The sequence below is a fragment of the Williamsia herbipolensis genome, assembly GCF_000964005.1.
Taxonomy (GTDB): domain Bacteria; phylum Actinomycetota; class Actinomycetes; order Mycobacteriales; family Mycobacteriaceae; genus Williamsia_A; species Williamsia_A herbipolensis.
Genome location: NZ_JXYP01000021.1, coordinates 131,702 through 158,659, shown reverse-complemented (window position 1 = coordinate 158,659; position 26,958 = coordinate 131,702). Strand labels below are relative to the sequence as shown.

Below are 26,958 nucleotides of genomic sequence, written 5' to 3'. Positions count from 1 at the left end.
AAGGAGGGGCGGTGCCACTCTCGGAGCACGAGCAGCGAATGCTCGAACAGATCGAGAACGCGCTGTACGCCGAAGATCCCAAGTTCGCGTCGAATGTCCGGCGTCGGCGGGTACGCGGCGGGTCGACCACGCGTAAACGTCTGCAGGCCGCGGTTCTGTTCGTCGTGGGGTTGCTGTTGCTGATCGGCGGACTGGTCGTCGACGTCACGGTCGGCGGGTTCCCGATCCTCAGCCTCGTCGGATTCCTCGTCATGTTCGCCGCCGGGCTCATCGCGTTGTGGGGCATCGGCTCGTCCGCGCCGCCGGCGTCGGGAGCCACCTCGGAGTCCTCGACGGGACGTCGTCCGCGGGGCAACGGCTCACGCTCGTTCAGTGAGCGGATGGAAGAGCGCTTCAACCGACGGTTCGAACAGGAATGATCCTCTGCGGGGCCTCGACAGTCCCGCACTGACCTCACACACGAGACCGCGCACCGATTCCCGGTGCGCGGTTTCGTCGTTCTCGGGGTGACCGCCGGCCGGGCCGCCACCGCGTCCCCCGCGTATCCACCGATCCCCACTTTCCTCCACCGCGATCGCCCACAGGCGCTCGGCGGCTGATGTGGGCATTCTCTGATGACGAAAGCCCAGGTCGACTGAACCGGCATCGACCGACGGGCGTCCGGTCGCCCCACCACTTTTCCTATCTTTGACCTGCTGTTTTGTACTCCGGTCCGAACTCACTGCCCATCTGGGGGTGGAAAGTGGGGCGAAGTGGGGTACTGTGGTGCACGGAGGAGAGAGTGCCGGACTCGCGACTCCGCCCGGCAGGAGGTGTGGGGAGAACATGTTCCTCGGCACACACCTGCACAAGTTGGACGACAAAGGGCGGCTCACGCTTCCCGCGAAGTTTCGAGAGCAGTTGGCAGGAGGGATGATGGTCACTCGCGGTCAGGACCACAGCCTCGCGATCTACCTGCCCGAGGACTTCGTGGAGCGGGCGAAACGAGCCGCCGCGGCGTCCAAGGTGGACGAGAAGGCGCGGATGTATCAGCGTCATCTCAACTCCAGCACCGAGGAGATGGTGCCGGACGCACAGGGACGGATCACCCTGTCGTCCAAGCACCGGACCTATGCAGGCCTCACCAAGGAATGCGCGGTGATCGGCAACTACGACTACGTCGAGATCTGGGATGCCCAGGCCTGGGAGCAGTACGAGTCCCAGCACGAGGAGAGCTTCTCGCGTGCCGACAACCCGTCCCTGGAGAACATCCTGTGATCACCGGGTCCCGCCGCCGGAGGACCTCGGCGGGACCGCACGGCCCGGTTCGCCTCGGCGAGTTCAGGCCTCTGCCCGAGACGTCCCTGGCGCACTTCCCCAGCGCCAGGTCCGTCATCGGGCAGGGACCCGTACTCACCGCAGCGACCTCCCGGCCGCGCCGACAGCACGACGTCATGTCGTGCTGCCGGCGACCGGTCCGATCGACCCGCACCGCAGTGCGCAGCCACTCCGAAAGGCCTCCGGTGGAGCACAAGTCGGGCGAACACGGTCACATACCGGTGATGGCGGACCGGATGATCGACCTCATCGCTCCCGCCCTCACGCACACCGCCCCCGACGGCACCGGCCCCACGTTCGTCGATGCGACACTGGGTGCCGGCGGCCACAGTGAACTCGTCGCGCAGCGGTTCCCCGGCGTCGCGATCATCGCCATCGATCGCGACGGCAACGCCGTGTCGTCGGCGTCGGAGCGGTTGGCGCCCTTCGCCGATCGCGTCACCATCGTCCGGCGACGTTACGACGAGATCGCCGATGTCCTCACCGACAGCGGTCGAACCCGATACGACGCGGCCCTGTTCGACCTCGGCGTCTCGTCGATGCAGCTCGACCAGCACGATCGCGGGTTCGCGTACTCCGTCGACGCCCCGCTCGACATGCGGATGAACGACAACGACACGCTGACCGCCGCCGACATCCTCAACACCTACTCCCACGGCGAGATCGCCCGTGTGCTGTCGGAATACGGCGAGGAACGATTCGCGGGCAAGATCGCCTCGGCCGTCCTCCGTGAGCGGGAGCACCAACCCTTCGACACCAGCGCCCGACTGGTGGAGCTGCTCTATCGGGCGATCCCCGCGGCCACCCGTCGGACCGGTGGCCACCCGGCCAAGCGCACCTTCCAGGCGCTGCGCATCGAGGTCAACCGCGAGATGGAATCGCTGCAGCTGGCGATCCCTGCGGCCGTCGACCACCTCGCCGTGGGTGGCCGTCTGGTGGTGATGAGCTACCAGTCGCTCGAGGACCGCATCGTCAAGCGGGAGTTCGCACATCGGGTGACCTCGACGACGCCGCCCGGACTGCCGTTCGACCTCCCCGGCACCGCGCCCGAGTACCGGCTGGTCACCCGCGGGGCCGAGCGTGCCGACGAGACCGAGATCGCGTCGAACCCGCGGTCGGCTCCGGTTCGACTCCGCGCGATCGAACGACTGGCCCCTCGATGAGCGCGACCCGGGCACCCGAGGACGCACGCACGACGCACGAGATGAACGAGACGGCGACGGATGTCGTGACGATGGAGGTACGGCGATGACCGTGGCAGACCGAGGCGCGTTCGTCGCCGGGGCGACCGACACCGATGCGCCCCACAGCGGTTCGCCGAACTCCGATGCGACGGACACCGACTGGGATCCCGATCTCGACGAGGCGGGCGGATCGGCATCGGGGACGCGGCGTCGTCGCGATCGCACCGGTGTCGCCGACCGGCCGCGGGAGAACCGGTCTCCGGCGGCGCAGCGTGCCATCGATCGCCGCCGTCGTCGCGCGACCCAGCGGTCGACGACCACTCTCGTCGACCGCCGCGAACGGCCGACCGGTGGCGTCCTCGCCCGTATCATCGCATCGCCCGCAGATCTGTTGCGGCGGATGCCGTTCGCCGTCCTGGTCGTCGCGATCCTCGCCGTCGGTCTCGGTCTCACATTGTGGCTGTCGACGACCGCCGCACAGACGTCCTACGAACTCTCCGCGAAACGCCAGGAGAACCAGACGCTCATCGACCGCCGGGACGCCCTGAAGAAGTCCTTCGAGTCCGGTGACTCGGCACCCGAACTGTCCGACAAGGCAACCGCATTGGGGATGATCCCGGCGAGCAACGTGCCACGTCTCGTCGTCGCACCCGACGGTCGCACCCGTGTCGAGGGCGAGATCGCGCCCGCCACCGGGACCGCGGCACCGTCGATGAACGCCGGTCGGCCCACCGCCGTGACCCCGCAACCGGGTTCGTCCACCGCCGGCAACACCGCGTCGCTCCCCGCGTCGGCAGGGGTGCCGGGAGCTGCGGCCGACGAACCGATGGCCTCGAACGTGTTGCCGGGCGCCTCCGGGAGCGCGACGGCTCCGAACACCACGGCCCCGAACCCCACCGCCGATTCGGCGCCCTCGGGATCGGCTGCACCGTCCACGAATTCGGGCGCGCCGCGAACGGGTACCACCCCGTCGGGGTCCGTGCAGACCGCGCCCGGTTCGGCCGATTCGCAGACCCCGCGCTGATCGCGACCACGCCACGCCGATGGTGATGCGGGCCGAAATCGTTCACACAGTGGAGAATTGGGTCATGTCAGCTTCTCGCATGTGCGTCGACGACGCGCCATGTCCCGGTGTGCTCGCGTCGAGTGATCGCGGTCGCCGATGAGCGCCGACAAGCGACGACGACCACCGGCGGCCGCGCGCAAGTCGGCGTCCGGAGCGGCCAACCGTGCCGACTCACGGGCACGGCCCCGCCGCGCGTACTCGGCGGGTATCCGCGACGACGCCGGCGTCACCGCGCGCGGCGACGGGGCGCGGCAGTTCATCACGCGAACGCGTCTCGGTGCATTGGTGATGGGTCTCGCCGTCGCGTTGGTTGCCGGAAAGCTGTTGATGTTGCAGACGGTCGAGTCGTCGTCGCTGTCGGCGCAGGCCGCCGACCAGCGCGCCGTGGTCGAGACGTTGCCCGCCAAGCGGGGCGCCATCGTCGACCGCAACGGCAAGCCCATCGCCTACACCGACGAGGCGCGAGCCCTCACCTTCCAGCCGGTACGTGAGCGCGCGGCGATCGACGCCGCCCACGCCAAGGATCCGTCGGTGCCGGACTCGGCGACCCGGATCCGCCAGATCGCCTCCCGGGTCCACGATCTCCTCGGCGGCGCGGTGTCGCAGGAGTCGCTCCAGCAGCAGTTGGCCAGCTCCGAGCCCTTCGTCTACCTCGCGCGGTCGGTCAGCCCCGAGGTGGCGGGAAAGATCACCGACGAGTTCCCGGAGGTCGGTGCCGAACGGCAGGACATCCGTCTCTACCCCGGGGGCCCGCTCGCCGCGAACATCGTGGGCGACGTCGACTTCGACGGCAACGGGCTGATCGGCCTGGAGTCGTCGATGGACTCGGCGCTCGCGGGCACCGACGGTTCACAGACCTATGACCGCGGCTCCGACGGTGCGGTGATCCCCGGCAGCACCCGCAACGTGCACCCGGCCGAGAACGGCAAGACCGTCGAGCTGACCATCGACTCCGACGTGCAGTGGTTCGTGCAGAACCAGGTGCAGAAGGCCAAGGAGCTCTCCGGTGCCCGCAACGCCTCGGCGGTGGTGCTCGACGCCAAGACCGGCGAGGTGATCGCGATGGCCAACGACAACACCTTCAACCCCGCGAAGCCGCTGGCCGAACAGGGCAGCGCCCAGTTGGGCGACCTGCCGGTGACGTCGCCGTTCGAACCGGGTTCGGTGAACAAGCTCGTGACCGCTTCGGCGGCCATCGAATACGGGTTGACCGATCCCACGCAGGTGCACCAGGTGCCGGGCAGCATCGATCTCGCCGGGGTGACCGTGCGCGACGCGTGGGTGCACGGCGTCGCGCCGTACACCACCACCGGCATCTTCGGGAAGTCCTCGAACGTCGGGACGCTGATGCTGGCCAAGCAGGTCGGTCAGGACCGGTTCGCGAACATGTTGCAGCGCTTCGGTCTCGGCCAGCGGACGCAGGTCGGCCTGCCCGGCGAGAGCGCGGGCGACGTTCCCGCCCGGAGCCAGTGGTCGGGGGGTACGTTCGCCAACCTCCCCATCGGACAGGGCCTCTCGATGACGCTGCTGCAGATGACGAGCATGTACCAGACGATCGCCAACGACGGGCTGCGTGTCGCCCCGCGGATCATCAAGTCCACCGGCGACGACGCCGCCGATCCGCCGGCGGGTGTGCGCGTGGTCAGCCCGCAGACGGCGACCACCGTGCGCAACATGTTCCGTGCCATCGTGCAGTCGGATCCGACCGGTGAACAGCAGGGCACCGGATCGAAGGGTGCGGTACCGGGATATCAGGTCAGCGCGAAGACGGGTACCGCACAGCAGGTGGACCCCAACTGCGGGTGTTACTCCAACTCGAACTACAACATCACCTTCGCGGGCATCACGCCCGCCGACAACCCGCGCTTCGTCGTCGGCATCATGCTCGACCGCCCGACCCGGAGCACCGACGGATCGGGTGGCCAGTCGGCCGCACCGCTGTTCGAGAGCATCGCCGCGTGGATGCTGCAGCGCGACCGCGTCCCGCTCTCGACGAGCCCGACACCGAAGATGATCCTGCAGGCGGTCTGACCTCCGGCGCGCCGTCGCCGACGATCCGGACCCGGACCGACGCCGCGTAGGGTGATCTGCCGGGCGGTCGCTCGACCGAACAGCAGGACTCGTGCGGGGACGCCCGCCGCGAACGAGGCGAACGAGAGGGGTGCGCGATGACCGAATCGGGGACGCGACACCCGCAACCGATCCCGGCGCCCGCCGACCCGACCCGACCGGGCCGGGTGGAACCCTGCGGGGTCGACACGCTGGCCGCCGCGTCGGGCGCCCGTATCGATCTCGTCGGGTCGGCGTCACCGGACGTCGGCGTCACCGGAGTGACCCTGCGTGCACAGGACACCCGCCCGGGAGATCTGTTCGCGGCCCTGCCCGGCGCGCGCGCCCACGGAGCGCAGTTCGCCGCCCAGGCCATCTCCGCAGGCGCCGCGGCCGTGCTCACCGACTCCGCCGGTGCCGCGCTCGTCACCGAGGCGATGGCCGCCGCGGACACGCCGACGCCGTCGTTCGTACTGCTCGTCCATCCCGATCCGCGCAGCGTCCTCGGTGACCTCAGCGCCCGCGTGTACGGGAACCCGTCGCTGCGACTGCGTCTGATCGGTATCACCGGGACCTCCGGCAAGACCACCTCGAGCTATCTCACCGAGGCCGCCCTGATGGCCGCGGGTCAGACCGTGGGACTCATCGGCACCGTCGAGACACGCGTCGCCGGTGTGCGCCAGGACAGTTCGCTCACCACCCCCGAGGCGCCCGCGCTGCAGGGGATGCTCGCCGCGATGTGCGAACAGGGTGTCGACACCGTGGTGATGGAGGTGTCGAGCCACGCCCTCGAGCTCGGCCGGGTCCGCGGGAGTTCCTTCGCCATCGGCGGTTTCACGAATCTCTCGCAGGACCACCTCGACTTCCACCCCACGATGGTCGACTACTTCGAGGCGAAAGCTCGTCTGTTCCGGCCTGATTCGCCCGAGCACGCCCACCGATCGGTCGTCTGCGTCGACGACGAGTGGGGTGCCAGGATGTCGGAGATCGTCGGTCACGGCGTGGTCACCGTGTCGACACGCCACAGCTCGGCCGACTGGTACGCCGGACCGTCCCGGCTGCGCGACGACGGGTCGCAGGTCGTCACCGTCCGCGACCCCCAGGGCACACCACACACCCTGCGGGTGCCCCTTCCCGGTCGGTACAACGTCGCCAACGCCCTGATCGCGCTGGCCATCGCCGACGCCGCCGGGGTGTCGATCACCGACGCCGTCGCGGGCATCGCCGGGGTCGCGGTCCCGGGTCGTGTCGAGCTGGTCGACGAGGGCCAGGACTTCCTCGCTGTCGTCGACTACGCCCACAAGCCCGCCGCCGTCGAGGCGGTCATCGCGACCCTGCGGGGACAGACCAGCGGTCGACTCGCGGTCGTGGTCGGTGCCGGCGGCAACCGCGACACAGGCAAACGTCCGCTGATGGGGGAGGCCGCGGCCCGGGGCGCCCACCTGGTGATCGTGACCGACGACAACCCCCGCGACGAGGACCCCGCCGCCATCCGCGCCGAGGTGCGAGCCGGCGCAGAGAAGGTGGCGCGGGGCGAGCGACCGACCGGATCGGAGCCGATCGTCGAGATCGGTGACCGAGCGGCCGCGATCGCCCACGCGGTCGCGTGGGCGCGGGCCGGCGACACCGTCCTCGTCGCGGGCAAGGGCCACGAGAGCGGGCAGGAGATCGCCGGCGTGAAGCACCCCTTCGACGACCGCGACGTGGTGCGGCGGGCCCTCGCCGACCGTCAGGAGACGACATGACCCCCCACATCCGCGTGATCGACCTCGCCGGCGCCCCGACGACGGCGGTGTCGGGCACCGACGAGGCGACGAACCGCGTGCGCGACGCGCTGCGGACGCTGGTGCAGACCGCCCGCGAGGGAGGCCGCGACGCGGGCGGCGGTCGCAGCTGGGCCGTGCTCGGGGAATGGAACGGCCCCGAACCCGACAACGACCGTGCCGTCGCCCACGATCGGGTGGGTCGGCTGGCCGTGCGACTCGCCGTCGACATCGTGATCGCGGTGGGTGAGACCCGTGTCGTGCGCGCGCTGCATCAGGGAGCGGTGATGGAGGGTTCGTGGGGCGACGAGGCGCGGATGGTCGCCGACGCCGACGCCGCGGTGGAGATGCTGGTGGCCGAGATCGGCGACGGCGACGTGGTGCTCGTCGCGGGCGACGGATCCGATTTGTCGGCGGTCACGCGCAACCTGTTGGATGACCAACGGTGTGTGGCCACACTCGTGGAGTCCCCGGACGGGACCGAACGCTGACCCACCCACCCGAGACACTGCCCTCGAGACGACCCCGGACGGAGACGAGAAGGTGACGCAGATCCTGATAGCGGGCGCGGTCGCGCTCGCGGTGTCGATCCTGCTGACCCCGGTGCTCATCCGGGTGTTCTCGCGCCAGGGTTTCGGGCAGGAGATCCGCGTCGAGGGTCCCCAGAGCCACCAGACCAAGCGCGGCACCCCGTCGATGGGTGGCGTCGCCATCATCGCCGCCCTGTGGGCGGGCTACTGGGCGTCGCACCTCACCGGTCTCATCAACGGCGGTCAGGGTCCGAGTGCCTCGGGGATCCTGGTGCTCTCGCTCGCGACCGTCCTCGGCGGCGTCGGGTTCCTCGACGACTTCATCAAGATCCGCAAGCAACGCAACCTCGGCCTCAACAAGACCGCCAAATCGGTCGGGCAGCTCGTCGCCGCCCTGCTGTTCGGCGTGCTGGCCCTGCAGTTCCGCAACGGCAACGGTGACGCGCCGGCGAGCGTGAAGCTGTCGTACGTCCGCGACATCAACGCGGTCACCCTCGGCTCGGTCGCCTTCGTCATCTTCTGCTGGCTCGTCGTCGCCGCGTGGTCGAACGCGGTCAACTTCACCGACGGTCTCGACGGCCTGGCCGCCGGTTCGATGGCGATGGTCCTCGGCTCGTACGTGCTCGTCACCTTCTGGCAGTACCGCAACGCATGCTCGGGTGGCCCCAAGGCGGGCACGGAGGTCAGCGCGGGCTGTTACAACGTGCGCGACCCCCTCGACCTCGCGCTGATCGCGGTGGCCGGTGGTGGCGCGTGCCTGGGCTTCCTGTGGTGGAACGCCGCACCGGCGAAGATCTTCATGGGTGACACCGGCTCGCTGGCGCTGGGTGGCATGCTCGCGGGGCTGTCGATCACCACCCGCACCGAGCTGCTCATGGTCGTGGTCGGCGCGCTCTTCGTCGCCGAGATCGTCTCGGTGGTCATGCAGATCGCGTTCTTCCGCACCACCGGGCGACGGGTGTTCCGCATGGCGCCCTTCCACCACCACTTCGAGCTCGGTGGCTGGGCGGAGACCACGGTCATCATCCGGTTCTGGCTGCTGACCGCGATCGCGTGCGCGCTGGGCCTGTCGCTCTTCTACAGCGAGTTCCTGACGTCCAACGGTGGGTGAGGTGAGCCGAGGAGGCGCCGCTGCTCCCGCGACGCTGCCCGATCTCCCCGGTCTGCGCGTCGTCGTCGCCGGAGCCGGGACCGCGGGCGCGTCGGCCGCCCGGTTCCTCGCCGCACACGGCGCGGTGGTGACCGTCGCCGACGGCCGACCCGCGTCAGGTGCGGCCCTCGCCGACGCCGGTGTCGCGGTGGTGAGCGTCGACGCCGCGGTCGCCGACCTGCGGGCCGACCTCCTGGTCGTGTCACCGGGGTTCCGGCCCGACTCGCCGCTGGTGCTCGCCGCTCGCGCCGCGCGGATACCTATCTGGGGTGAGGTCGAACTCGCCTGGCGCGTGGACGCATCCGGACTCCTCGGCCCACGACGGACCTGGGTGGTCATCACCGGGACCAACGGCAAGACCACCACCACCTCGATGGTCGAGGCCATCGTCGAGGCGTCGCCGCACACGGTGGCCGCCTGCGGCAACATCGGGTTGCCGGTGCTCGACGCCCTCACCCGCACACCGCGGGTCGAGATCCTGGCCGTCGAGATGTCGTCGTTCCAGTTGCACTGGGCGCCGTCGGTGGTCCCCGACGCCGGTGTCGTGCTCAACATCGCCGAGGACCACCTCGACTGGCACGGCTCGATGGATGCCTACGTCACGGCGAAGGTCGGCGCCCTGCGCGGACCGATCGCGGTGGTCGGCGCCGACGACCCCGTCGCGGGCGCACTGTCGGCCACGACGCCGGGCGCCCGCACGATCGGCGTGCGCGTCGGCGCTCCGATCGGCGACGACATCGGTGTCGAGGCCGGTGTCCTCACCGACCGCGCGTTCACCGCGCCGGGGGAGTCGCCGCGCACCATCCTGCCCATCGACGACATCCGCCCGGCCGGTCCGTCGGGGATCGTCGACGCCGCCGCGGCCGCAGCGCTGTGTCTGGCCGTGGGCGTCGACATCGATGCCGTCGCGGTCGGGCTCGCCGGTTTCGTCCCGGGCCGTCACCGGGGTGAGACCGTCGCCACGCTCGACGGGGTGGCGTTCGTCGACGACTCGAAGGCGACGAACCCCCACGCGGCGCACGCGTCGATCGACGCGCACGAGCGTGTGGTCCTGGTGGCCGGCGGACTGCTGAAGGGTGCCGCGGTCGACGATCTGTTCGCCGCGACGGCCGATCGACTGGCCGGTGTGGTGGCGATCGGTACCGACCGCGAGCTGGTGGCGTCGGCGATTGCGCGACACGCCCCTGCAATCCCAACAGTCACACTGTTCACAGGGGACGATGGCCGGGTGACAGCCACGCCGCTCGCGCCACCCGCCGTCGACGGCCTCGCGACCGCCCCGTCCGACGGCGTCGAGGCCGCCCGTGCCGCCGCCCGCTCGGCCCACGAGGCCGACACGCGACGCAGCGACGAGGCGCCCGCGGCCGACCGCGTGATGGATGCGGCTCTCGTCGCGGCCTGGTCGATGATCGAGTCCGACCGCGCCGCCGGTGGCCGGCCCGATGCCGTGTTGCTCGCCCCGGCCGCGGCCTCCCTCGACATGTTCGCCGGCTACGGGGTGCGCGGTGACTCCTTCGCGCGGGCCGCCGTCGCGATCGGTGCCACCCCGGCGGGCCCGAGCGACTCGTCGGTACGCCGATGACCGCCGCGTCCGACGGCGTACGCCGCGCCGGAGCGTGGTGGGACGGCCCGCGCGGCGTCATCGACGCCGTCCTGCGCAGGCCGCTCGCGTCGTTCCACCTGATCGTGACGCTCACGGTGATCCTCACCGTGTTCGGCCTGGTGATGGTCCTCTCGGCGTCGTCGGTGGAGGGTTACTCCAAGAGCGGCTCGGCCTACGGCCTGTTCACCACCCAGGTGGTGTTCGCGATCCTCGGCACGGTGCTGTTCTATGTCGCACTGCGCATCCCGGTGCGGTTCATGCGTCGCCTCGCGGTGCCGTCGATCTTCGTGACCACGCTGCTGCTCGCGTTGGTCCTCATCCCGGGCGTCGGCACCGAGAGCCAGGGCGCGCAGCGCTGGTTCGTGGTCGGCGGCCTCTCGATCCAGCCCTCCGAACTCGTGAAGCTGGCCCTCTGCGTGTGGGGGGCCCACCTGCTCTCCGCGCGGTTGCGTGACCACGCGTCGCTCAAGGAGTTGCTGGTCCCGCTGGTGCCGGTCGCGATGCTCATCTGCACGCTGATCATCCTCGAGCCCAACCTCTCGACGACCATCACCATCGCCATCATCGTCGGCACCCTGCTGTGGTTCGCCGGCCTGCACCTCAAGGTCTTCGCGATCTTCGTGGTCTCCGGCGCGGCCATGGCGATCGTGCTCGCGATGGTCGAGGGATACCGTTCCGAGCGCGTGCAGAGCTTCCTGGGCAACATCGACGACCCGCAGGGTGCGGGATACCAGGCGCGACAGGCCCGGTACGCGCTCGCCAACGGCGGACTGTTCGGTCAGGGTCTCGGGCAGAGCCGCGCGAAGTGGAACTATCTGCCCAACGCCCACAACGACTTCATCTTCGCGATCATCGGCGAGGAACTGGGCCTGCTGGGCGGGTTGCTGGTCATCGGACTGTTCGTCCTGCTGGCCTTCGTCGGACTGCGCATCGCACTGCGGGCCGTCGACCCCTTCCTGCGGATGATGACCGCGACCATCACCGTGCTCATCAGCGCCCAGGCACTGATCAACATCGGCTACGTCATCGGCCTGCTCCCGGTCACCGGTATCCAGCTGCCCCTGCTGTCGGCCGGAGGTACGTCGACGTTCACCGTCCTGGTGATGTTGGGCCTGCTCGCCAACGCCGCGCGCCACGAACCCGAGGCCGTCGCCGCGCTCGCCGCGGGAGGTGACGGACGCATCGGCCGGTTCCTGCGCCTGCCGCAACCCGAGTCGTACGCGGCACCGCGCGTCCAGGCCTGGCGCGCGCGCCGCGACCGCCTGGCCGATCCGTCGGGTCTGCCGTCGCGCACCGCACCCCCGCGAGTCCGCACCGCCGCGACCGATCCCCGCCCCCCCGACCGCCGCACCGCCCGCCGCGGGCCGGCCGCCTACTTCGGGTTCGGTGCCTCCGCACCCCATCCCGAACCCACCGGTCGCCGCGGCGCACGGTCGGGCCGTAGCGTCCGGGCACGCGCGGAGTACCCGAGCACCCGATACGCCCCCGAGTGGTACGGGGCCGACGCCCACGACGCCGGACGTCCACGCCGATACGACACCGGGGGACAGGGCCGTTCGGCCCCGCGCGTGCGCTACCGCACCTACCCGGAGGCGATGCCGACGGCCCGCGCTTCGCGTCACGACGGCACCGTGAGCCCGAGGTACCGCCGGTGAGCCGCACCGACCGCGACGGGCCGATCTCGGTCGTGGTGGCCGGGGGTGGCACCGCCGGCCACATCGAGCCGGCCCTGGCCGTGGCCGACGCGATCCGGGCGATCGAGCCCGACGCACGCATCACCGCCCTGGGGACACCGCGTGGGCTGGAACGCACCCTCGTGCCCGACCGCGGCTACACCCTCGAGATGATCCCGCCGGTCCCGCTGCCGCGGAAGGTCAATCGCGACCTGTTCTCGGTCCCGCTGCGTCTGCGGTCGTCGGTGCGCGCCACCCGACGCATCCTCGCCGCCGTCGACGCCGACGTGGTCATCGGCTTCGGCGGGTACGTGGCGCTGCCGGCGTACCTCGCCGCGCGGGGACACGTCCTGCGTCGCTCGCGGATCCCGGTGGTGATCCACGAGGCGAACGCCAGCGCAGGCATCGCCAACAAGGTCGGTGCGCGTTTCGCCGACCGGGTCCTCGCCGCCGTCGACGGCTCCGGCCTCGACGCCGAGGTGGTCGGCATCCCCGTGCGTGGATCCCTGGCGAGCCTCGACCGTGCCGCCACCCGCGCCCAGGCCCGTCACTACTTCGGACTCGACCCCGATGCGCCGACCCTGCTCGCCTTCGGTGGATCGCAGGGCGCGCGCACCATCAACGAGGCGGTCGCCGACTCCGCCGACGCACTCGGTCGAGCCGGGATCGGTGTACTGCACGCGCACGGTCCGAAGAACACCGTGGCACCGTCGTCGCCGCCCGGGGCGCCCCCGTACGTCTCGGTCGGCTATCTCAAACGCATGGATCTCGCCTACGCCGCAGCCGATCTCGTGATCTGCCGGTCCGGCGCGATGACCGTCGCCGAGATCTCCGCCACCGGTCTGCCCGCCGTCTACGTCCCGTTGCCCCACGGCAACGGCGAGCAGCGTCTGAACGCGCTGCCCGTCGTCGAGGCCGGCGGCGGTGTGTTGCTCGACGACGCGGACCTGACCGCGCAGTGGGTCGCCGACACCGTGCCCGGTCTCCTCGGCGACCCCGACCGCCTTGCGGTGATGTCGCAGGGCGCCCGTCAGGTCGGGCACCGCGACGCGGCCGCCGCCGTCGCACAGGCAGGACTCGACGCCGCCCGGGCGCGGCGGGGGTCGTCGTGACGCCCCCGACGCCGCCCGTGCCCGCGTTGCCCGCCGAACTCGCCCGGGTCCACATGGTGGGTATCGGCGGTGCCGGGATGTCGGGACTCGCGCGGATCCTCCTCGCCCGGGGCGCGCAGGTGTCGGGATCGGACGCGAAGGACGGCCGTGGCGTGAAGGCGCTGCGCACCCGCGGGGCCATGGTCCGTATAGGCCACGACGCCTCGGCGCTCGACCAGCTCGACGGCGGTCCCACCGTCGTCGTCACCACCCACGCGGCGATCCCGAAGACGAATCCCGAACTGGTGGAGGCACATCGGCGGGGTATCCCCGTGACGCTGCGCCCCGCGGTGCTCGCCACCCTGATGGAGGGCTACCGCACCGCGCTGATCGCGGGCACCCACGGCAAGACCTCCACGACGTCGATGGTGGTCGTGGCGTTGCAGCACTGCGGGCTCGACCCGTCGTTCGCCGTCGGCGGCGAGCTCAACGAATCCGGGACCAACGCCCACCACGGCACCGGCGCCGTCTTCGTGGCCGAGGCCGACGAGAGCGACGGCTCGTTGCTGCAGTACCGACCCGACGTGGTCGTCATCACCAACGTCGAATCCGACCACCTCGACCACTTCGGGACCACCGAGGCCTACGTGGCGGTGTTCGACGAGTTCCTCGAACGGACCGAACCCGGTGGCGTCGTGGTGGTCTGCCTCGACGACCCGGGATCGGTCGACCTCGCCGCCCGCAGTGTGCACCGCCTGCTCGATCGTGGGGTGCGGGTGATCGGTTACGGCGCAGGCACCTTCGCCGATCGTGTCCCGGAGGTCGACCACGCGGCGGTCCTGCGCAGCTGGAACGTCCACGGCGTCGGGGGACAGGCCGCCATCACCCTGCGAGGAATGCTCGCCTCCGGCACGGGCGGCTCGCGCGCCTCCGGCACGGGCGGCTCGCGCGCCTCCGGCACGGCGGGCCGGGGGGAGGACTCCGAACACCTGGTGGCCCTCGGTGTCCCGGGAGTCCACATGGCGCTCAACGCCCTCGGCGCGATCGCGGCGGCGGTGTCGGCGGGCGCGCCGACCGACGGCGTGATCGCCGGGGTGGAGAGCTTCACCGGGGTCCACCGACGGTTCCAGCTGCGCGGTCGTGTGGGTGACGTCGCGGTGTACGACGACTACGCCCACCACCCGACCGAGGTGCGGGTGGTGCTGACCGCGGCCCGCGAGCTGGTCGCCGCCGCCGGAACCGGCCGCGTCGTCGCGGTGTTCCAGCCCCATCTCTACTCGCGCACAGCCACGTTCGCCGCGGAGTTCGCCGAGGCGCTCGACATCGCCGACCAGGTCGTGGTCCTCGACGTCTACGGCGCGCGCGAACAACCGCTCGACGGCATCAGCGGGCGGACCATCGCCCATCTCGTCACCGTCCCGGTCGTCTTCGCGCCCGATCTCTCGCAGGTCGCCGAACTGGTGGCCGACCTCGCGGCGCCGGGTGACGTGGTGTTGACCCTGGGGGCCGGCGACATCACCATGCAGGGCCCCGAGATCGTCGAAGCGCTGCGCAGGCGAGGAGAGACACCATGAGCCGCACCACCAGCACCTACGATCCCGACGTCGACGACGCCGATGTGGACGACGCCGACCTGGACGACGGGTACGCCGACGACCTCCTCGACGACGACACCGACGAACGCGAACGACGACGTCGCCCGCGCCGTGGACGGCGCCCTGTGCGCGGCACCCGCAAGCTCCTGGGGACCATCGCCGCGATCGTCCTCGTGATCGCCGCCGGCGTGGTCGCCTATGCGACGCCGCTCATGTCGGTGCGGTCGATCTCGGTCAGCGGCGAATCGGCCGTGGACCCGGCGAGCATCGTCGCCGCGTCGCGGATCGCGCTCGGCACGCCCCTGCTCCAGGTCGACACGCGTCCTGCCGCCGAGCGCGTCGCCGCCATCCCGCGCATCAAGTCCGTCCGCGTCACCCGCAGCTACCCGTCGGGTATCGACATCGACGTCGTCGAACGCGTCGCCGTGGCGTTCGTCATCCGCGACGGCGCCTCCCATCTGCTCGATGTCGGTGGTGTCGATTTCGCCTCGCAGAAGCAGTTGCCGCCGGTGCCGCGGATCACGATCGGCAACCCGTCGTCGTCGGACCGCGCCACCCTCGCCGCCCTGAAGGTGGTGTCGGAGCTGCCCGACGTCCTACGCCGTCAGGTCATCGAGGTCGGGGCGTCCTCGGCCGCCGACGTACGCCTGACCCTGCGCGACCGCCGGACCGTGGTGTGGGGCGACGCCGATCGCACCGCCGACAAGGCGCGCACCCTGAAGTACCTGTTGCCGCGCGACGGCACCCAGTTCAACGTCTCGTCACCCGAGTACCCGACCTTCCGCTGACGCCGCGGCCGGATTGCGGCCGCGACACGCCGAGCGCTTGCTGGCCGGAGCTGGGTTCGGTGCCTACCGTTTGTCCCAGCAGTCCGCTACTTGACATAACTCTAAGCCTGTGGTTGAGGTTGAGGGTTTTCCGATCCGGTTCGCCGGTGTCGCCGGTGGCGGTCTGCGGCAGACATCCGTTCCCACACGGGGCGGAGCAATCCACGCACAGAAGGCGAGTGACATGACGCCACCGCACAACTACCTGGCCGTCATCAAGGTCGTCGGCATTGGCGGCGGTGGCGTGAACGCCGTCAATCGCATGATCGAACAGGGCCTCAAGGGTGTCGAGTTCATCGCGATCAACACCGACGCGCAGGCGTTGCTGATGAGCGACGCCGACGTGAAACTCGACGTCGGCCGTGACTCCACCCGCGGTCTCGGCGCCGGCGCCGACCCCGAGGTGGGTCGTCGCGCCGCCGAGGACGCCAAGGACGAGATCGAGGAATTGCTCAAGGGCGCCGACATGGTGTTCGTCACCGCCGGCGAGGGCGGTGGCACCGGCACCGGTGGCGCCCCCGTCGTCGCGAGCATCGCCCGCAAGCTCGGGGCGCTGACCGTCGGCGTCGTGACCCGCCCGTTCTCGTTCGAGGGCAAGCGCCGCGGCGGCCAGGCCGACGAGGGCATCTCGTCGCTGCGTGAGTCCTGCGACACCCTCATCGTGATCCCCAACGATCGTCTGCTGCAGCTCGGCGACGCCGCCGTGTCGCTCATGGACGCGTTCCGCAGCGCCGACGAGGTCCTCCTCAACGGTGTGCAGGGCATCACCGACCTCATCACCACGCCCGGCCTGATCAACGTCGACTTCGCCGACGTCAAGGGCGTCATGAAGGACGCGGGCAGCGCGCTGATGGGCATCGGGTCGTCCCGCGGCGAGGACCGCGCGAAGAAGGCCGCCGAGGCCGCTATCAACTCGCCACTGCTCGAAGCGTCCATGGAGGGCGCCCGCGGCGTGCTGATGTCGATCGCCGGTGGCAGTGACCTCGGGCTGTTCGAGATCCACAACGCCGCGACCCTCGTCCAGGAGGCCGCGCACGAGGACGCGAACATCATCTTCGGCACGGTCATCGACGACAACCTCGGCGACGAGGTCCGGGTCACGGTGATCGCGGCCGGGTTCGATGCCGGTGCACCGTCGCGGATCCGCACCGCTTCCGGCCGGGGAGCCGTCGGCTCGGCCACCGCCGGCAACGTCTCCTCGTCGACGGCGGCACCCGCCGCCGAGTCGGCCTTCGCCGATCGCTCCGCGGGCGACCCGTTCGCCGACGCACCGGCCCCACGCCGCAACGCCGTCACCCTCGACGACGACGACGATGTGGACGTCCCGCCCTTCATGAAGCGCTGACGTGACGACGGCCCCGGGTCGGGTCGGCCGGGTCCGTCGGGTGACCACCACCCGCCGAGGTGGTGTGTCACTCGCTCCGTACGACGAGTTCAACCTCGGCGATCATGTCGGGGACGATCCCGCCGCCGTACGCGCCAACCGTCTGCGTCTGGCCGAGCGGATCGGTGTGGCGCCCGCGCGGATGGTGTGGATGGAGCAGATCCACAGTCCCACCGTGACCGTGGTCGACGGACCCGTCGACGGTCCGGTCCCGGCGACCGATGCGTTGGTCACGACCGCAACCGACCTCGCGCTGGTGGTCGTGACGGCCGACTGCGTGCCGGTGTTGTTGAGCGACGACGCCGCCGGTGTGATCGCCGCCGTGCACGCCGGCCGTGTCGGTGCACGGGTGGGGATCATCCGCCGAGTTCTCGAGGCGATGACCGACCAGGGTGCCGAGCTCTCCCGCATCGGGGCGTTCCTGGGTCCCGCGGCGAGCGGTGAGCAGTACGAGGTGCCGGCCGCCATGCAGCGCGACGTGGAGAAGCATCTGCCCGGCAGTGCATCGCGCACCACGAAGGGCACCCCGGGGCTCGACCTCCGTGCAGGGATCCGACGGCAGCTGCTGGAGGCGGGTGTCTCCGGCGTGGCGATCGATCCCCGGTGCACGATCTCCGACCGCACACTGTTCAGTCACCGTCGCGGCGCCCCCACCGGGCGCCTGGCCTCGGTGATCTGGAACGACACGTCCGGCGTCGCGCCGTGAGCCCCGCCGACGATCACCTAGCGGACGACGACACCACCGCTGCACCGCAGATCGCGACCCCAGAGCGGGTCGCCGAGCTCTCCGACAACCTCGACGCCGCACGCGCACGGCTGGCGCGGGCATGCACGGCTGCCGGGCGTGATGTCGACGACGTCGACCTGCTCGTCGTCACCAAGTTCTTCCCCGCCGCAGACGTCCGCGCGCTGATCGGACTCGGTGTGCGTGCCTTCGGCGAATCGCGGGAACCCGAGGCCGGCCGCAAGGCGGCGGAACTGCGCACCGACACCGCCGAGTCCCTGGCGTTCCACATGATCGGGCAGATTCAGCGCAAGAAGGCCAAGACCGTCGGCCGCTGGGCCGACCGGGTCCATTCGTTGGACTCCGAACGGCTCGCCGACGCACTCGACACCGCCGTGGCCGCCGCACTCGACGACGGTGACCGGCACACCCCTCTCGAGGTGTTGTTGCAGCTCAACCTCGACTCCGATCCCGACCGCGGCGGAGTGGTCGTCGATGATCTCGAGGCGCTCGCCGATCACGTCGCCGGGTGCGACCATCTGCGTCTCCGGGGTCTGATGGTGATCGCACCGCAGTCGGAGACGCCCGAGGTGTGGATGGAGCGGGCCGCGTCGATCCGTGCGGGTTTCCTCGACCACCGTCCGGATGCCGTCGAGTTCTCGGCTGGGATGTCCGGTGACCTCGACGAGGCCGTCCGCAACGGTTCCACCTGCGTGCGTGTCGGTACCGCGATCATGGGCGCGCGGCCGATACGCTCCCCGTAGCTAAACCATATGAGCCACATGAGAACCAGCGACACCACTTTTCACAATCGCTCTCGTACGGCGCGCCGACGGTGAGGAAGGCAGCAACATGACCACGATGCAGCGGTTCAAGGCGTACTTCGGCATGGTCCCGCCCGGCGACTACGAGGACGACTACCTCGACGAGCCCGGCGCGACCCGACGCGACCCCTACGAGCGCGAGTACCGCGACGAGTACTACGGGCGCGCGCCGCAGCGCGGGTTCGCCGGTGTCGACCACGGCATGCGCGAATACGAGGACGAGATGGCGCAGTACGAGGGTGCCGCACAGTTCGATCAGACCTACGACCACGTGCCCGACTACGCCTACGCGGGTCCGGTTCGCGCGGCCCAGACCCACACCTCACTCGCGGGGGATCGTGGCGTGCCCATGGAGCGCCTCGGCCGATCGGGACGCCTGGAGCCGCTGGGTGCCCGTGGCGGCGTCTCGCGGGCCTCGGCCGGCCGGGTGGCCACCCGTGGCGCACTGGCCATCGACACGATGGATCGCGTCTTCGAGGAGGGGAACCCGTTGGCGAAGATCACCACGTTGCGCCCGCGTGACTACAGCGAGGCCCGGACGATCGGCGAGCGCTTCCGCGACGGCAGCCCCGTCATCATGGATCTGGTCGAGATGAGCAACGACGACGCCAAGCGCCTCGTCGACTTCGCCGCCGGGCTCGCCTTCGCCCTGCGTGGCACGTTCGACAAAGTGGCCACCAAGGTGTTCCTGCTCTCGCCCGCCGACGTCGACGTCTCGCCCGAGGATCGTCGCAAGCTGGCCGAGACCGGTTTCTACAATCACAGCTGACACCCCTGCGAGCTGCGCTTTTCGGCATCCCGTGACCGAATCAGGCAGAGTTGACGCGTGACGATAGCCCGAGAGGTCATCTACTACCTGCTCTTCATCTTCTGGTTGCTGCTGCTGGGCCGCCTGGTGATCGAGCTGGTGCGGACGTTCGCGCGTGAATGGCGCCCGACGGGTGTGTCCGTCGTCGTCATCGAGGGCGTGTTCACCACCACCGATCCGCCGATCAAGGCGTTGCGACGGGTCCTGCCGCCCATCCCGTTGGGACCGGTTCGGCTCGACCTCTCGCTGATGATCACCATGATCGTCGTGCTGATCGGCATGAGCCTCGTGGCACCGGGCTGACCCCGAATCGCTCATCGACCCCACCGGGGTGATCGCACAATGCCGGACGCCGGATATTGTGACCGGAGTCCGTCATCCTGGAGGGGCACACCGAGAGCCAGTTCGCGCGACGATCCGACGTACTCGGCGGAGATGATCCGCTCCTGTCGGAGAAGAAGCTCGACGAAGTGCGACGAACGGTTCTCATGTGACAGGATGGGACGCCAGTTACACTGACGAAGCTGTGGACCTCCACAACGCATCGTTAACGAGGTCCCGCGAGAGATCGCATCGAGACCAGGCCACCACTCGCCACAACATTGTTAAAGGGGACCGACATGCGGCTCACACCGGCTGATGTGCACAACGTCGCGTTCAGCAAACCGCCGATCGGTAAGCGCGGCTACAACGAGGACGAGGTCGATCAGTTCCTCGACTTCGTCGAGGCCGAGCTCGCTCGACTGCTCGAGGAGAACACCGAACTCAAGCAGCGCGTCGAGGATCTCGAAGGCGATCTGTCGCAGGCCCGTTCGAACGCCACCTCGGCACCGCGTGAGGAGGAGGCGCCCGCGCCCACGCAGGCGTTCAGTGCCGCCCAGGCCCCCGCGTACTCCGAGCCCGCAGCCCCTGCTGCACCTGCCGCCCCGGTCGGCGAGGACCACCACGTCCGTGCGGCGAAGGTGCTCAGCCTCGCCCAGGACACCGCCGATCGCCTCACCGCGAACGCGACCACCGAGTCCGAGTCGTTGCTCGCCGACGCGCGGGGTCGCGCCGACGCGATGATCGGCGACGCCCGGTCGAAGTCGGAGGCGATGCTCACCGACGCGCGCCAGCGCTCGGAGGCCATCCTGGCCGACTCGCAGACCCGCGCCGAGACCACCACGCGCCAGGCGCAGGAGAAGGCCGACGCGCTGCAGGCCGACGCCGAGCGCAAGCACACCGAGATCATGGGCACCATCAACCAGCAGCGTTCGGTCCTCGAGGGTCGTATCGAGCAGCTCAAGACCTTCGAGCGCGAGTACCGCACCCGTCTGAAGACCTACCTGGAGTCGCAGCTCGAGGAGCTGCAGCAGCGAGGCAGTGCGGCCCCGGTCGACAACGCACGCTCTGGCGGGGACGCGTTCTCCTCCGACCCGGGCAACGGTGGGTTCACCAACTCGGGTGGATTCTCCAAGCCCTCCAACTGACGGCCCCGTCGGTAGAACCGTGGCGGGCCGGGATCGACTGATGTCGGTTCGCCCCCGGTAGTCGGCGGAAAGGTCAACGCGGTGCTCGTCTCGGCGCTGGTCGCCACGCTGGTGGGCTTCGGGCTCCTGGTGGTGGCACTCGTCACCGGCACCCTGTGGTTGGCGATCGCCTGCATCGTCGTCTGTGTCCTCGGGGCGCTGCTCCTCCTTGCCGACATCCTCGGGCTCGGGCCGTCCCTGGCACGGCTGCGTCCTCGGCTGAGGTGGCCCCGGAGGCCCTCCCGTCGTACATCTGTGGCCGGCACCGACGACAGGTCGGATGCTCTCACCGACGACGACCCGGACACCACGATCACCACCGAGATGCCCCGGGTCGTCGAGGAGCCGGTGCCGGACCCCGCCGCGGATCACCCCGAGCCCTCGGCACCGGCCGAGGTCGAACGCCCGTCGTCGGCCACCGACGCACAGGTGGCAGCCGCGTATGTGGCCGCCCACCACGGCCGGCACGAGAGCCCCGACGACGAGCCCGTCGACACCCACGCGCATGTCCGGCGCGACACCGACCCGCCGTCGACGATGCCGTGGCTCACCCCCGCCGCACCGCGACGGCACACCCGACACTCCGGCGACGATCCCGAGACCGCGACGGTCGTCGGGCCGGACACCGACACGGAGGAGTCGGCACCCCGCCGGCATCGCCACGCGGCGGACTGACCGGCGTCGGACACCGTCTACACTGGACCCGCATTGATCCGGCCATCACCGGGGAGCATCCGGAAGAACCGACACCACCACGACCGGGCGGCGTCGCAGTAGAACCGGACGGGAGCGGCCCGACACAGCCGCAGACCCATCGGATCGACAGAACCGATGAGGTCGGTGAGCGGCACCGGAGATCCACCGGTGCAAGCGGGGTGGTACCGCGGCGAACACTCGTCGTCCCCGTGCCCAGCGTCGCAGCGCGACGCCCACCGGCACGAGGAGAACCGCAGTGAGCACCGACCCCGCATCGACCCCCCAGCAGCGTCGCGTCTATCCGATCGTCGACGTCGCGGGCACCGGTTCGGCCGTGCCGTCCTTCCCCGACCTCGAGACCCGCGTTCTCGACTACTGGGCCGCCGACGACACCTTCGTCGCGTCGGTGCAGCAGCGATCCGACGCCGACGAGTTCGTCTTCTACGACGGACCTCCGTTCGCCAACGGGCTCCCGCACTACGGCCACCTGCTCACCGGATACGTCAAGGACCTCATCCCGCGCTTCCAGACCATGCGCGGCAAGAAGGTCGACCGTCGGTTCGGCTGGGACACCCACGGCCTGCCCGCCGAACTGGAGGCCGAACGCCAGCTCGGCATCACCGACAAGTCCGAGATCGAGACCATGGGTGTCGAAAAATTCAACGACTACTGCCGGGAGTCGGTGCTGCGCTACACCGGTGAGTGGCGCGACTACGTGACCCGGCAGGCCCGCTGGGTCGACTTCGACAACGACTACAAGACCCTCGACATCGACTTCATGGAGTCGGTGATGTGGGCGTTCAAGTCCCTGCACGACAAGGGGCTCGTCTATCAGGGCTACCGGGTGCTGCCCTACAGCTGGTACGAGCAGACCCCGCTGAGCAATCAGGAGAGCAAGCTCGACGACGCCTACAAGATGCGCCAGGACCCGGCGGTGACGGTGTCGATGCCGCTGACCGGTGGCGTTCCCGACGCCCTGCTCGGCGTCAACGCGCTCATCTGGACCACCACGCCGTGGACGCTCCCGTCCAACCTGGCGATCGCGGTCAACCCGGACGTCGAGTACTCGCATGTGCGGGGATCCGACGGCGAGCAGTATCTGCTCGCTTCGGCGCGGGTCGGCGTCTACGCGCGCGAACTCGGTGAGGACCCCGAGGTGCTGGCCACCTACATCGGTCGCGACCTCGCCGATGCGACCTACACCCCGCCATTCGACTTCTTCGCCGGTCACCCGAACTCACACCGAACGCTGCTCGGGGACTATGTCACCACCGACAGCGGCACCGGGATCGTCCATCTCGCACCGGCGTTCGGTGAGGAGGACATGGAGCTCGCGACGGCGAACGGCATCGAGGTCGTGCAGCCGCTCGATCCCGGTGGCAAGTTCACCTCGCTGGTGCCGCCGTACGAGGGCCTGATGGTCTTCGACGCCAACCCGGTCATCATCAAGGACCTCAAGGGCACCGGACGGATCCTGCGCCACGAGACCATCGAGCACTCCTACCCCCACTCGTGGCGGTCGGGAAAGCCGTTGATCTACATGGCCGTCCCGTCGTGGTTCGTCGCGGTCAACGAGTTCAAGCCGAGAATGCTCGAGCTGAACAAGCAGATCACCTGGTCGCCTGCGCACCTGCGCGACGGCCAGTTCGGCAAGTGGCTCGAGGGTGCCAAGGACTGGAACATCAGCCGAAACCGCTACTGGGGCGCGCCGATCCCGGTGTGGATGTCCGACGACGAGGCGTACCCGCGTGTCGATGTGTACGGGTCGCTGGACGACCTCGAGCGTGACTTCGGTGTGCGTCCGACGAACCTGCACCGGCCGTACATCGACGAGCTGACCCGACCGAACCCGGACGACCCGACCGGGCGCTCGACCATGCGTCGGGTGCCCGAGGTGCTCGACTGCTGGTTCGAGTCGGGCTCGATGCCGTACGCCCAGGTGCACTATCCGTTCGAGAACCGTGACTGGTTCGACGGGAACCCCGAGTCCGGTCTGGAGCCGCACAACCCGGGTGACTTCATCGTCGAGTACAACGGCCAGACCAAGGGGTGGTTCTACAACCTGCATGTGCTCGCGACCGCGTTGTTCGACCGGCCGGCGTTCCGCACCGTGGCGGCCCACGGCATCGTGCTGGGTGACGACGGCCAGAAGATGAGCAAGTCCAAACGCAACTACCCCGACGTCAACGAGGTGTTCGACCGCGACGGCTCCGACGCGATGCGGTGGTTCCTGATGGCGTCGCCGATCCTGCGGGGCGGCAACCTCATCGTCACCGAGCGCGGCATCCGCGAGGGTGTGCGCCAGGCCATGCTGCCGCTGTGGAACGCCTACAGCTTCCTCGCGCTCTACGCCGACCGGCCCGCGACGTGGCGGACTGATTCGACGCACGTGCTCGACCGCTACATCCTGGCGAAGCTGGCCGCGACGCGGGAGGCGATGACGACCGCGTTGGAGACCTACGACGTGTCCGGGGCGTGCGACGCGTTCCGCGAGCTCTGCGAGGCGCTGACCAACTGGTACGTCCGGCGTTCACGCCAACGGTTCTGGGCCGGGCAGGACACCGAATCGGACGCCTTCGACACGCTCTACACGGTGTTGGAGGTGGCGTGCCGACTCGCCGCTCCGCTGCTGCCGTTGATGACCGAGGCCATGTGGCGCGGGCTCACCGGCGAGCGGTCGGTGCACCTCGCGGACTGGCCGCGCGCCGACGAACTCCCCGCCGACGCCGAGCTCGTCGCCGCCATGGACGAGGTGCAGGGTGTGTGTTCGACGGCGTCGAGTCTGCGCAAGGCGAACAACCTGCGGGTCCGACTCCCGTTGCCCGCGTTGACCGTTGCCGGTCCATCTGCGGCGCGTCTGGCCGACTACACCGCGCTGATCGCCGACGAGATGAACGTCAAGGCCGTGCACCTCGCCGACGACGCCGACGCCTACGGTCGTGTCGAGGTGGTCGTCAACGCGCGCGTCGCCGGACCGCGATTGGGCAAGGACGTCCAGAAGGCGATCAAGGCCATCAAGTCGGGGAACTGGTCGCTGGCCACCGTCAGTGATGCCGACGGGATCGTGTCGGAGAAGGTCGTCGCCGACGGCATCGAGCTGACCGGTGGCGAGTTCACCCGCAAACTCGTCGCGGTGGAGCCGAGTTCGACCGCCGAACTGCCGTCCGGTGGGGGACTGGTGGTGCTCGACACCGCGGTCACCGAGGATCTCGAGGCCGAGGGCTGGGCGAAGGACCGTGTGCGCGAACTGCAGGAGGCGCGGCGGACCATGGGGCTCGACGTGTCCGACCGCATCAGCGTGGAACTCGGGGTGCCTGCCGAACGCAGTGCGTGGGCGCAGCGTCACCGCGACCTGATCGCGGGCGAGGTGCTCGCCACCGCTCTCGAGGTCGTCGCACCCGAGGAGGTGCGCGGCTCGTCGGTCGAGTTGGGCGACGGTGTCGTCGCGTCGATCAGCCGGTCAGGGCAGTAGCCGGGTCACCACGGTGGTGAGCTGGAGGTCGAAGAGATCCTCCGGCCGCGCGAAGGTGTCGGCGCCGTACTGGCCGAACACCTCGAGGCTGATCGCGCCGAGAACCACCGACCACAGGCAGGTGCCGACGGCCAGTGTCGCCTGATCCAGTTCGAGGCCGAATTCGATGTTGATGGCGTCGAATTCGGCGGCCAGTCCCGCGGAGATCGGTGACGGTGCGTCGACCACGGTGTCGCGCAGTTCCCGGAGCAGCAACGCGACGAAGCGGGTGCCCGGGCCCGTGGTCTGCTCGCCCGGGGCGGAGTAGCCCGGGACCGGGCTGCCGTAGATGAGCGCGTACCGCGACGGTTCGGCGACCGCCCATGTCCGCAGTGCATGCGCGGCCACCCGGATGCGCTCCCGTGTCCCGGCGTCGGCGGGTGTCGCGGCGAGGGCGGCCTCGACGCGGTCGGCGGATTCGTCGTAGGCGTCGACGACCAGCAACGTCAGCAGGTCGTCGCGGTTGCGCACGTAGCGGTACACCGCGGAGGACACCATGCCGAGGTCGCGGGCGACCGCACGCAACGACAGCGACGCGGCGCCGTGTGCGGCGAGGTGTTCCCGACCCACCCGGATGATGTCCTGCTCGGTCTGAGCCCGTGCCGCAGCGCGGGGGGTCGACGGTGCGTCTGACTGCATGGGCACCATCCTGCCAGAAATGAGAGCAGTGCTCTTGCATTCTGGCCGATGCCGTGTCATGGTGAGAAACGAGAGCAGTGCTCTCGTTCCGATCCAGACGAGGAGTAGCCATGACCACAACCCATTACGCAGCGCCCAGCGGCCGCATGCAGCGCGGTTTCAACGATCTCGTCCGTTGGTTGTCGGCCCGGGGGATCGGCCTTGCCGGTGCGCGCACCCTGACCGTTGTCGGACGAAAGTCGGGCACCCCGCAGACCACGCCGGTCAACCCGCTCGTCATCGACGGGCGCACCTACCTGATCTCGCCGCGTGGCAACACCCAGTGGTCGCGCAACCTGCGTGTCGCGGGAGTCGCCACCATCGGTCACGGTCGTCGCACCGATGAGTTCCGGGCCACCGAGATCGCCGACGACGCGAAGATCGCTCTCCTGCGTCCCTACCTCAGGCGCTGGGGCTGGGAGGTCGCGAGCTACCTGCCGGCGAAGGTCTCGCACACCTCGACCGACGCCGAACTCGCCGCCGTCGCCCCCGCGGTTCCCGTCTTCGAACTGGTGTCCGTCGGAGGCGGCGCGCGATGACACCCGCCGTCCGCATCGGGGTCGGGGTGATCGTCGCGATCGGACTCCTCGAGATGGCGTTGTCCTCGATCGCCGCGCTAACCGGGATGAGCTCGTGGAGTCAACGTTTCACGGAGTTGACCCGCATCGAGCCGTCGACGTCGCTGCGGCTCGGCCTCGGGATCGTCGCCGGCGTCGCTGCGGTCACGCTGGCGGTCGGGTTCGCGCGGCCGACCTGGTTCATCGTCGGCGGTGTGCTGCTGACCGCAGACGCAGGCGCGGTCCTGGTGCGCCAGCTGTACCTCGGTGACAGCGGCTCGTCCCTCATCCCGTACGCGCTGTTCACCGCCTGCGGCCTGGTGGCGATCGGTGCCGGAGCCCTCACCCGCTGAGCGGGTGACAGACCGTGTGGAAACGCGAAGGCGGGGCGTGGCTTCCGTGCAGTCGGCGACGAAGTCG

Annotated in this window: 24 protein-coding genes; 23 read left to right on the top strand and 1 reads right to left on the bottom strand. The window is 69.9% G+C overall.

The window, feature by feature from the left end:
* The first annotated feature begins 11 nt into the window (after nt 1-11).
* From TU34_RS11975 to ileS, 21 genes are all read left to right on the top strand, one after another.
* Nucleotides 12-419 carry a DUF3040 domain-containing protein gene (locus TU34_RS11975; protein ID WP_045823083.1) on the top strand — a complete coding sequence of 136 codons (408 nt, stop codon included), beginning with the start codon at nt 12-14 and terminating at the stop codon, nt 417-419.
* A gap of 406 nt (nt 420-825) precedes the next feature.
* A complete protein-coding gene (gene mraZ, locus TU34_RS11970) occupies nt 826-1,257 on the top strand; it encodes a division/cell wall cluster transcriptional repressor MraZ (RefSeq protein WP_045823082.1) in 432 nt (143 codons plus the stop codon).
* A 176-nt stretch (nt 1,258-1,433) separates the two neighbouring features.
* Nucleotides 1,434-2,480 carry a 16S rRNA (cytosine(1402)-N(4))-methyltransferase RsmH gene (gene rsmH / locus TU34_RS11965; protein ID WP_082080249.1) on the top strand — a complete coding sequence of 349 codons (1,047 nt, stop codon included), beginning with the start codon at nt 1,434-1,436 and terminating at the stop codon, nt 2,478-2,480.
* An 85-nt stretch (nt 2,481-2,565) separates the two neighbouring features.
* Nucleotides 2,566-3,525, top strand: a complete 960-nt coding sequence (ftsL, locus tag TU34_RS11960) for a cell division protein FtsL (protein WP_052688881.1) — start codon at nt 2,566-2,568, stop codon at nt 3,523-3,525.
* A 138-nt stretch (nt 3,526-3,663) separates the two neighbouring features.
* Nucleotides 3,664-5,598, top strand: coding sequence for a peptidoglycan D,D-transpeptidase FtsI family protein (locus TU34_RS11955; protein ID WP_082080200.1), 1,935 nt, complete (start codon nt 3,664-3,666; stop codon nt 5,596-5,598).
* Nucleotides 5,599-5,735: 137 nt separating this feature from the next.
* Complete coding sequence (locus TU34_RS11950) at nt 5,736-7,361, top strand: UDP-N-acetylmuramoyl-L-alanyl-D-glutamate--2,6-diaminopimelate ligase (RefSeq protein ID WP_045823081.1); 1,626 nt, start codon at nt 5,736-5,738, stop codon at nt 7,359-7,361.
* On the top strand, nt 7,358-7,870 hold the full coding sequence (locus tag TU34_RS11945; RefSeq protein ID WP_065973575.1) for a glutamate ligase domain-containing protein: 513 nt from the start codon (nt 7,358-7,360) through the stop codon (nt 7,868-7,870). Before TU34_RS11950 ends, TU34_RS11945 begins: the two co-directional genes overlap by 4 nt.
* A 52-nt stretch (nt 7,871-7,922) precedes the next feature.
* Nucleotides 7,923-9,020, top strand: coding sequence for a phospho-N-acetylmuramoyl-pentapeptide-transferase (gene mraY / locus TU34_RS11940; RefSeq protein ID WP_045823080.1), 1,098 nt, complete (start codon nt 7,923-7,925; stop codon nt 9,018-9,020).
* Nucleotides 9,013-10,641, top strand: coding sequence for a UDP-N-acetylmuramoyl-L-alanine--D-glutamate ligase (gene murD / locus TU34_RS11935; RefSeq protein ID WP_082080198.1), 1,629 nt, complete (start codon nt 9,013-9,015; stop codon nt 10,639-10,641). The genes mraY and murD overlap by 8 nt, the downstream gene beginning before the upstream one ends.
* Nucleotides 10,638-12,317: a putative lipid II flippase FtsW gene (gene ftsW / locus TU34_RS11930; RefSeq protein WP_082080197.1), complete on the top strand. Its 1,680-nt coding sequence runs from the start codon at nt 10,638-10,640 to the stop codon at nt 12,315-12,317. The genes murD and ftsW overlap by 4 nt, the downstream gene beginning before the upstream one ends.
* Entirely contained in the window at nt 12,314-13,447 is a 1,134-nt protein-coding gene (gene murG / locus TU34_RS11925; protein ID WP_045823079.1) for an undecaprenyldiphospho-muramoylpentapeptide beta-N-acetylglucosaminyltransferase, read from the top strand. Before ftsW ends, murG begins: the two co-directional genes overlap by 4 nt.
* A gap of 53 nt (nt 13,448-13,500) precedes the next feature.
* A complete protein-coding gene (locus TU34_RS11920; RefSeq protein WP_150116517.1) occupies nt 13,501-15,000 on the top strand; it encodes a UDP-N-acetylmuramate--L-alanine ligase in 1,500 nt (499 codons plus the stop codon).
* Nucleotides 14,997-15,809, top strand: coding sequence for a cell division protein FtsQ/DivIB (locus tag TU34_RS11915; RefSeq protein WP_052688880.1), 813 nt, complete (start codon nt 14,997-14,999; stop codon nt 15,807-15,809). The genes TU34_RS11920 and TU34_RS11915 overlap by 4 nt, the downstream gene beginning before the upstream one ends.
* A 223-nt stretch (nt 15,810-16,032) precedes the next feature.
* Nucleotides 16,033-17,193 (top strand): cell division protein FtsZ, encoded by a 1,161-nt coding sequence (gene ftsZ / locus TU34_RS11910; RefSeq protein WP_045823285.1) that lies wholly within the window; start codon nt 16,033-16,035, stop codon nt 17,191-17,193.
* 1 nt (nt 17,194) lies between these two features.
* On the top strand, nt 17,195-17,938 hold the full coding sequence (pgeF, locus tag TU34_RS11905; protein ID WP_045823077.1) for a peptidoglycan editing factor PgeF: 744 nt from the start codon (nt 17,195-17,197) through the stop codon (nt 17,936-17,938).
* A gap of 50 nt (nt 17,939-17,988) precedes the next feature.
* Nucleotides 17,989-18,720: a YggS family pyridoxal phosphate-dependent enzyme gene (locus TU34_RS11900; RefSeq protein WP_045823284.1), complete on the top strand. Its 732-nt coding sequence runs from the start codon at nt 17,989-17,991 to the stop codon at nt 18,718-18,720.
* Nucleotides 18,721-18,808: 88 nt separating this feature from the next.
* Nucleotides 18,809-19,549 (top strand): cell division protein SepF, encoded by a 741-nt coding sequence (locus tag TU34_RS11895; protein WP_045823076.1) that lies wholly within the window; start codon nt 18,809-18,811, stop codon nt 19,547-19,549.
* 57 nt (nt 19,550-19,606) lie between these two features.
* Nucleotides 19,607-19,891, top strand: a complete 285-nt coding sequence (locus tag TU34_RS11890) for a YggT family protein (protein WP_045823075.1) — start codon at nt 19,607-19,609, stop codon at nt 19,889-19,891.
* A gap of 317 nt (nt 19,892-20,208) precedes the next feature.
* Nucleotides 20,209-21,057, top strand: a complete 849-nt coding sequence (gene wag31 / locus TU34_RS11885; RefSeq protein ID WP_045823074.1) for a DivIVA-like cell division protein Wag31 — start codon at nt 20,209-20,211, stop codon at nt 21,055-21,057.
* An 81-nt stretch (nt 21,058-21,138) separates the two neighbouring features.
* Nucleotides 21,139-21,771 carry a hypothetical protein gene (locus TU34_RS11880; RefSeq protein ID WP_045823073.1) on the top strand — a complete coding sequence of 211 codons (633 nt, stop codon included), beginning with the start codon at nt 21,139-21,141 and terminating at the stop codon, nt 21,769-21,771.
* 277 nt (nt 21,772-22,048) lie between these two features.
* Complete coding sequence (gene ileS, locus TU34_RS11875; protein WP_045823072.1) at nt 22,049-25,264, top strand: isoleucine--tRNA ligase; 3,216 nt, start codon at nt 22,049-22,051, stop codon at nt 25,262-25,264.
* Here the strand turns inward: ileS and TU34_RS11870 are convergent.
* The gene (locus TU34_RS11870) at nt 25,253-25,942 is read right to left on the bottom strand and encodes a TetR/AcrR family transcriptional regulator (RefSeq protein WP_045823071.1); all 690 of its coding nucleotides are present in this window, start codon (nt 25,940-25,942) and stop codon (nt 25,253-25,255) included. The genes ileS and TU34_RS11870 overlap by 12 nt on opposite strands.
* A gap of 110 nt (nt 25,943-26,052) precedes the next feature.
* Between TU34_RS11870 and TU34_RS11865 the strand changes: the two genes are divergently transcribed.
* Both TU34_RS11865 and TU34_RS11860 read left to right on the top strand, forming a co-directional pair.
* Nucleotides 26,053-26,520, top strand: coding sequence for a nitroreductase family deazaflavin-dependent oxidoreductase (locus TU34_RS11865; RefSeq protein ID WP_045823070.1), 468 nt, complete (start codon nt 26,053-26,055; stop codon nt 26,518-26,520).
* Nucleotides 26,517-26,891 (top strand): hypothetical protein, encoded by a 375-nt coding sequence (locus TU34_RS11860; RefSeq protein WP_045823069.1) that lies wholly within the window; start codon nt 26,517-26,519, stop codon nt 26,889-26,891. Before TU34_RS11865 ends, TU34_RS11860 begins: the two co-directional genes overlap by 4 nt.
* Nucleotides 26,892-26,958 lie beyond the last annotated feature (67 nt).

Excerpts from the sequence above, each read along its gene's own strand:
- mraZ (WP_045823082.1), top strand. The coding sequence starts at position 826 with ATGTTCCTCGGCACACACCTGCACAAGTTGGACGACAAAGGGCGGCTC.
- rsmH (WP_082080249.1), top strand. The coding sequence starts at position 1,434 with ATGTCGTGCTGCCGGCGACCGGTCCGATCGACCCGCACCGCAGTGCGC.
- ftsL (WP_052688881.1), top strand. The coding sequence starts at position 2,566 with ATGACCGTGGCAGACCGAGGCGCGTTCGTCGCCGGGGCGACCGACACC.
- TU34_RS11955 (WP_082080200.1), top strand. The coding sequence starts at position 3,664 with ATGAGCGCCGACAAGCGACGACGACCACCGGCGGCCGCGCGCAAGTCG.
- TU34_RS11950 (WP_045823081.1), top strand. The coding sequence starts at position 5,736 with ATGACCGAATCGGGGACGCGACACCCGCAACCGATCCCGGCGCCCGCC.
- TU34_RS11945 (WP_065973575.1), top strand. The coding sequence starts at position 7,358 with ATGACCCCCCACATCCGCGTGATCGACCTCGCCGGCGCCCCGACGACG.
- ftsW (WP_082080197.1), top strand. The coding sequence starts at position 10,638 with ATGACCGCCGCGTCCGACGGCGTACGCCGCGCCGGAGCGTGGTGGGAC.
- TU34_RS11920 (WP_150116517.1), top strand. The coding sequence starts at position 13,501 with ATGGTGGGTATCGGCGGTGCCGGGATGTCGGGACTCGCGCGGATCCTC.
- TU34_RS11915 (WP_052688880.1), top strand. The coding sequence starts at position 14,997 with ATGAGCCGCACCACCAGCACCTACGATCCCGACGTCGACGACGCCGAT.
- ftsZ (WP_045823285.1), top strand. The coding sequence starts at position 16,033 with ATGACGCCACCGCACAACTACCTGGCCGTCATCAAGGTCGTCGGCATT.
- TU34_RS11895 (WP_045823076.1), top strand. The coding sequence starts at position 18,809 with ATGACCACGATGCAGCGGTTCAAGGCGTACTTCGGCATGGTCCCGCCC.
- wag31 (WP_045823074.1), top strand. The coding sequence starts at position 20,209 with ATGCGGCTCACACCGGCTGATGTGCACAACGTCGCGTTCAGCAAACCG.
- TU34_RS11870 (WP_045823071.1), bottom strand. The coding sequence starts at position 25,942 with ATGCAGTCAGACGCACCGTCGACCCCCCGCGCTGCGGCACGGGCTCAG.
- TU34_RS11865 (WP_045823070.1), top strand. The coding sequence starts at position 26,053 with ATGACCACAACCCATTACGCAGCGCCCAGCGGCCGCATGCAGCGCGGT.
- TU34_RS11860 (WP_045823069.1), top strand. The coding sequence starts at position 26,517 with ATGACACCCGCCGTCCGCATCGGGGTCGGGGTGATCGTCGCGATCGGA.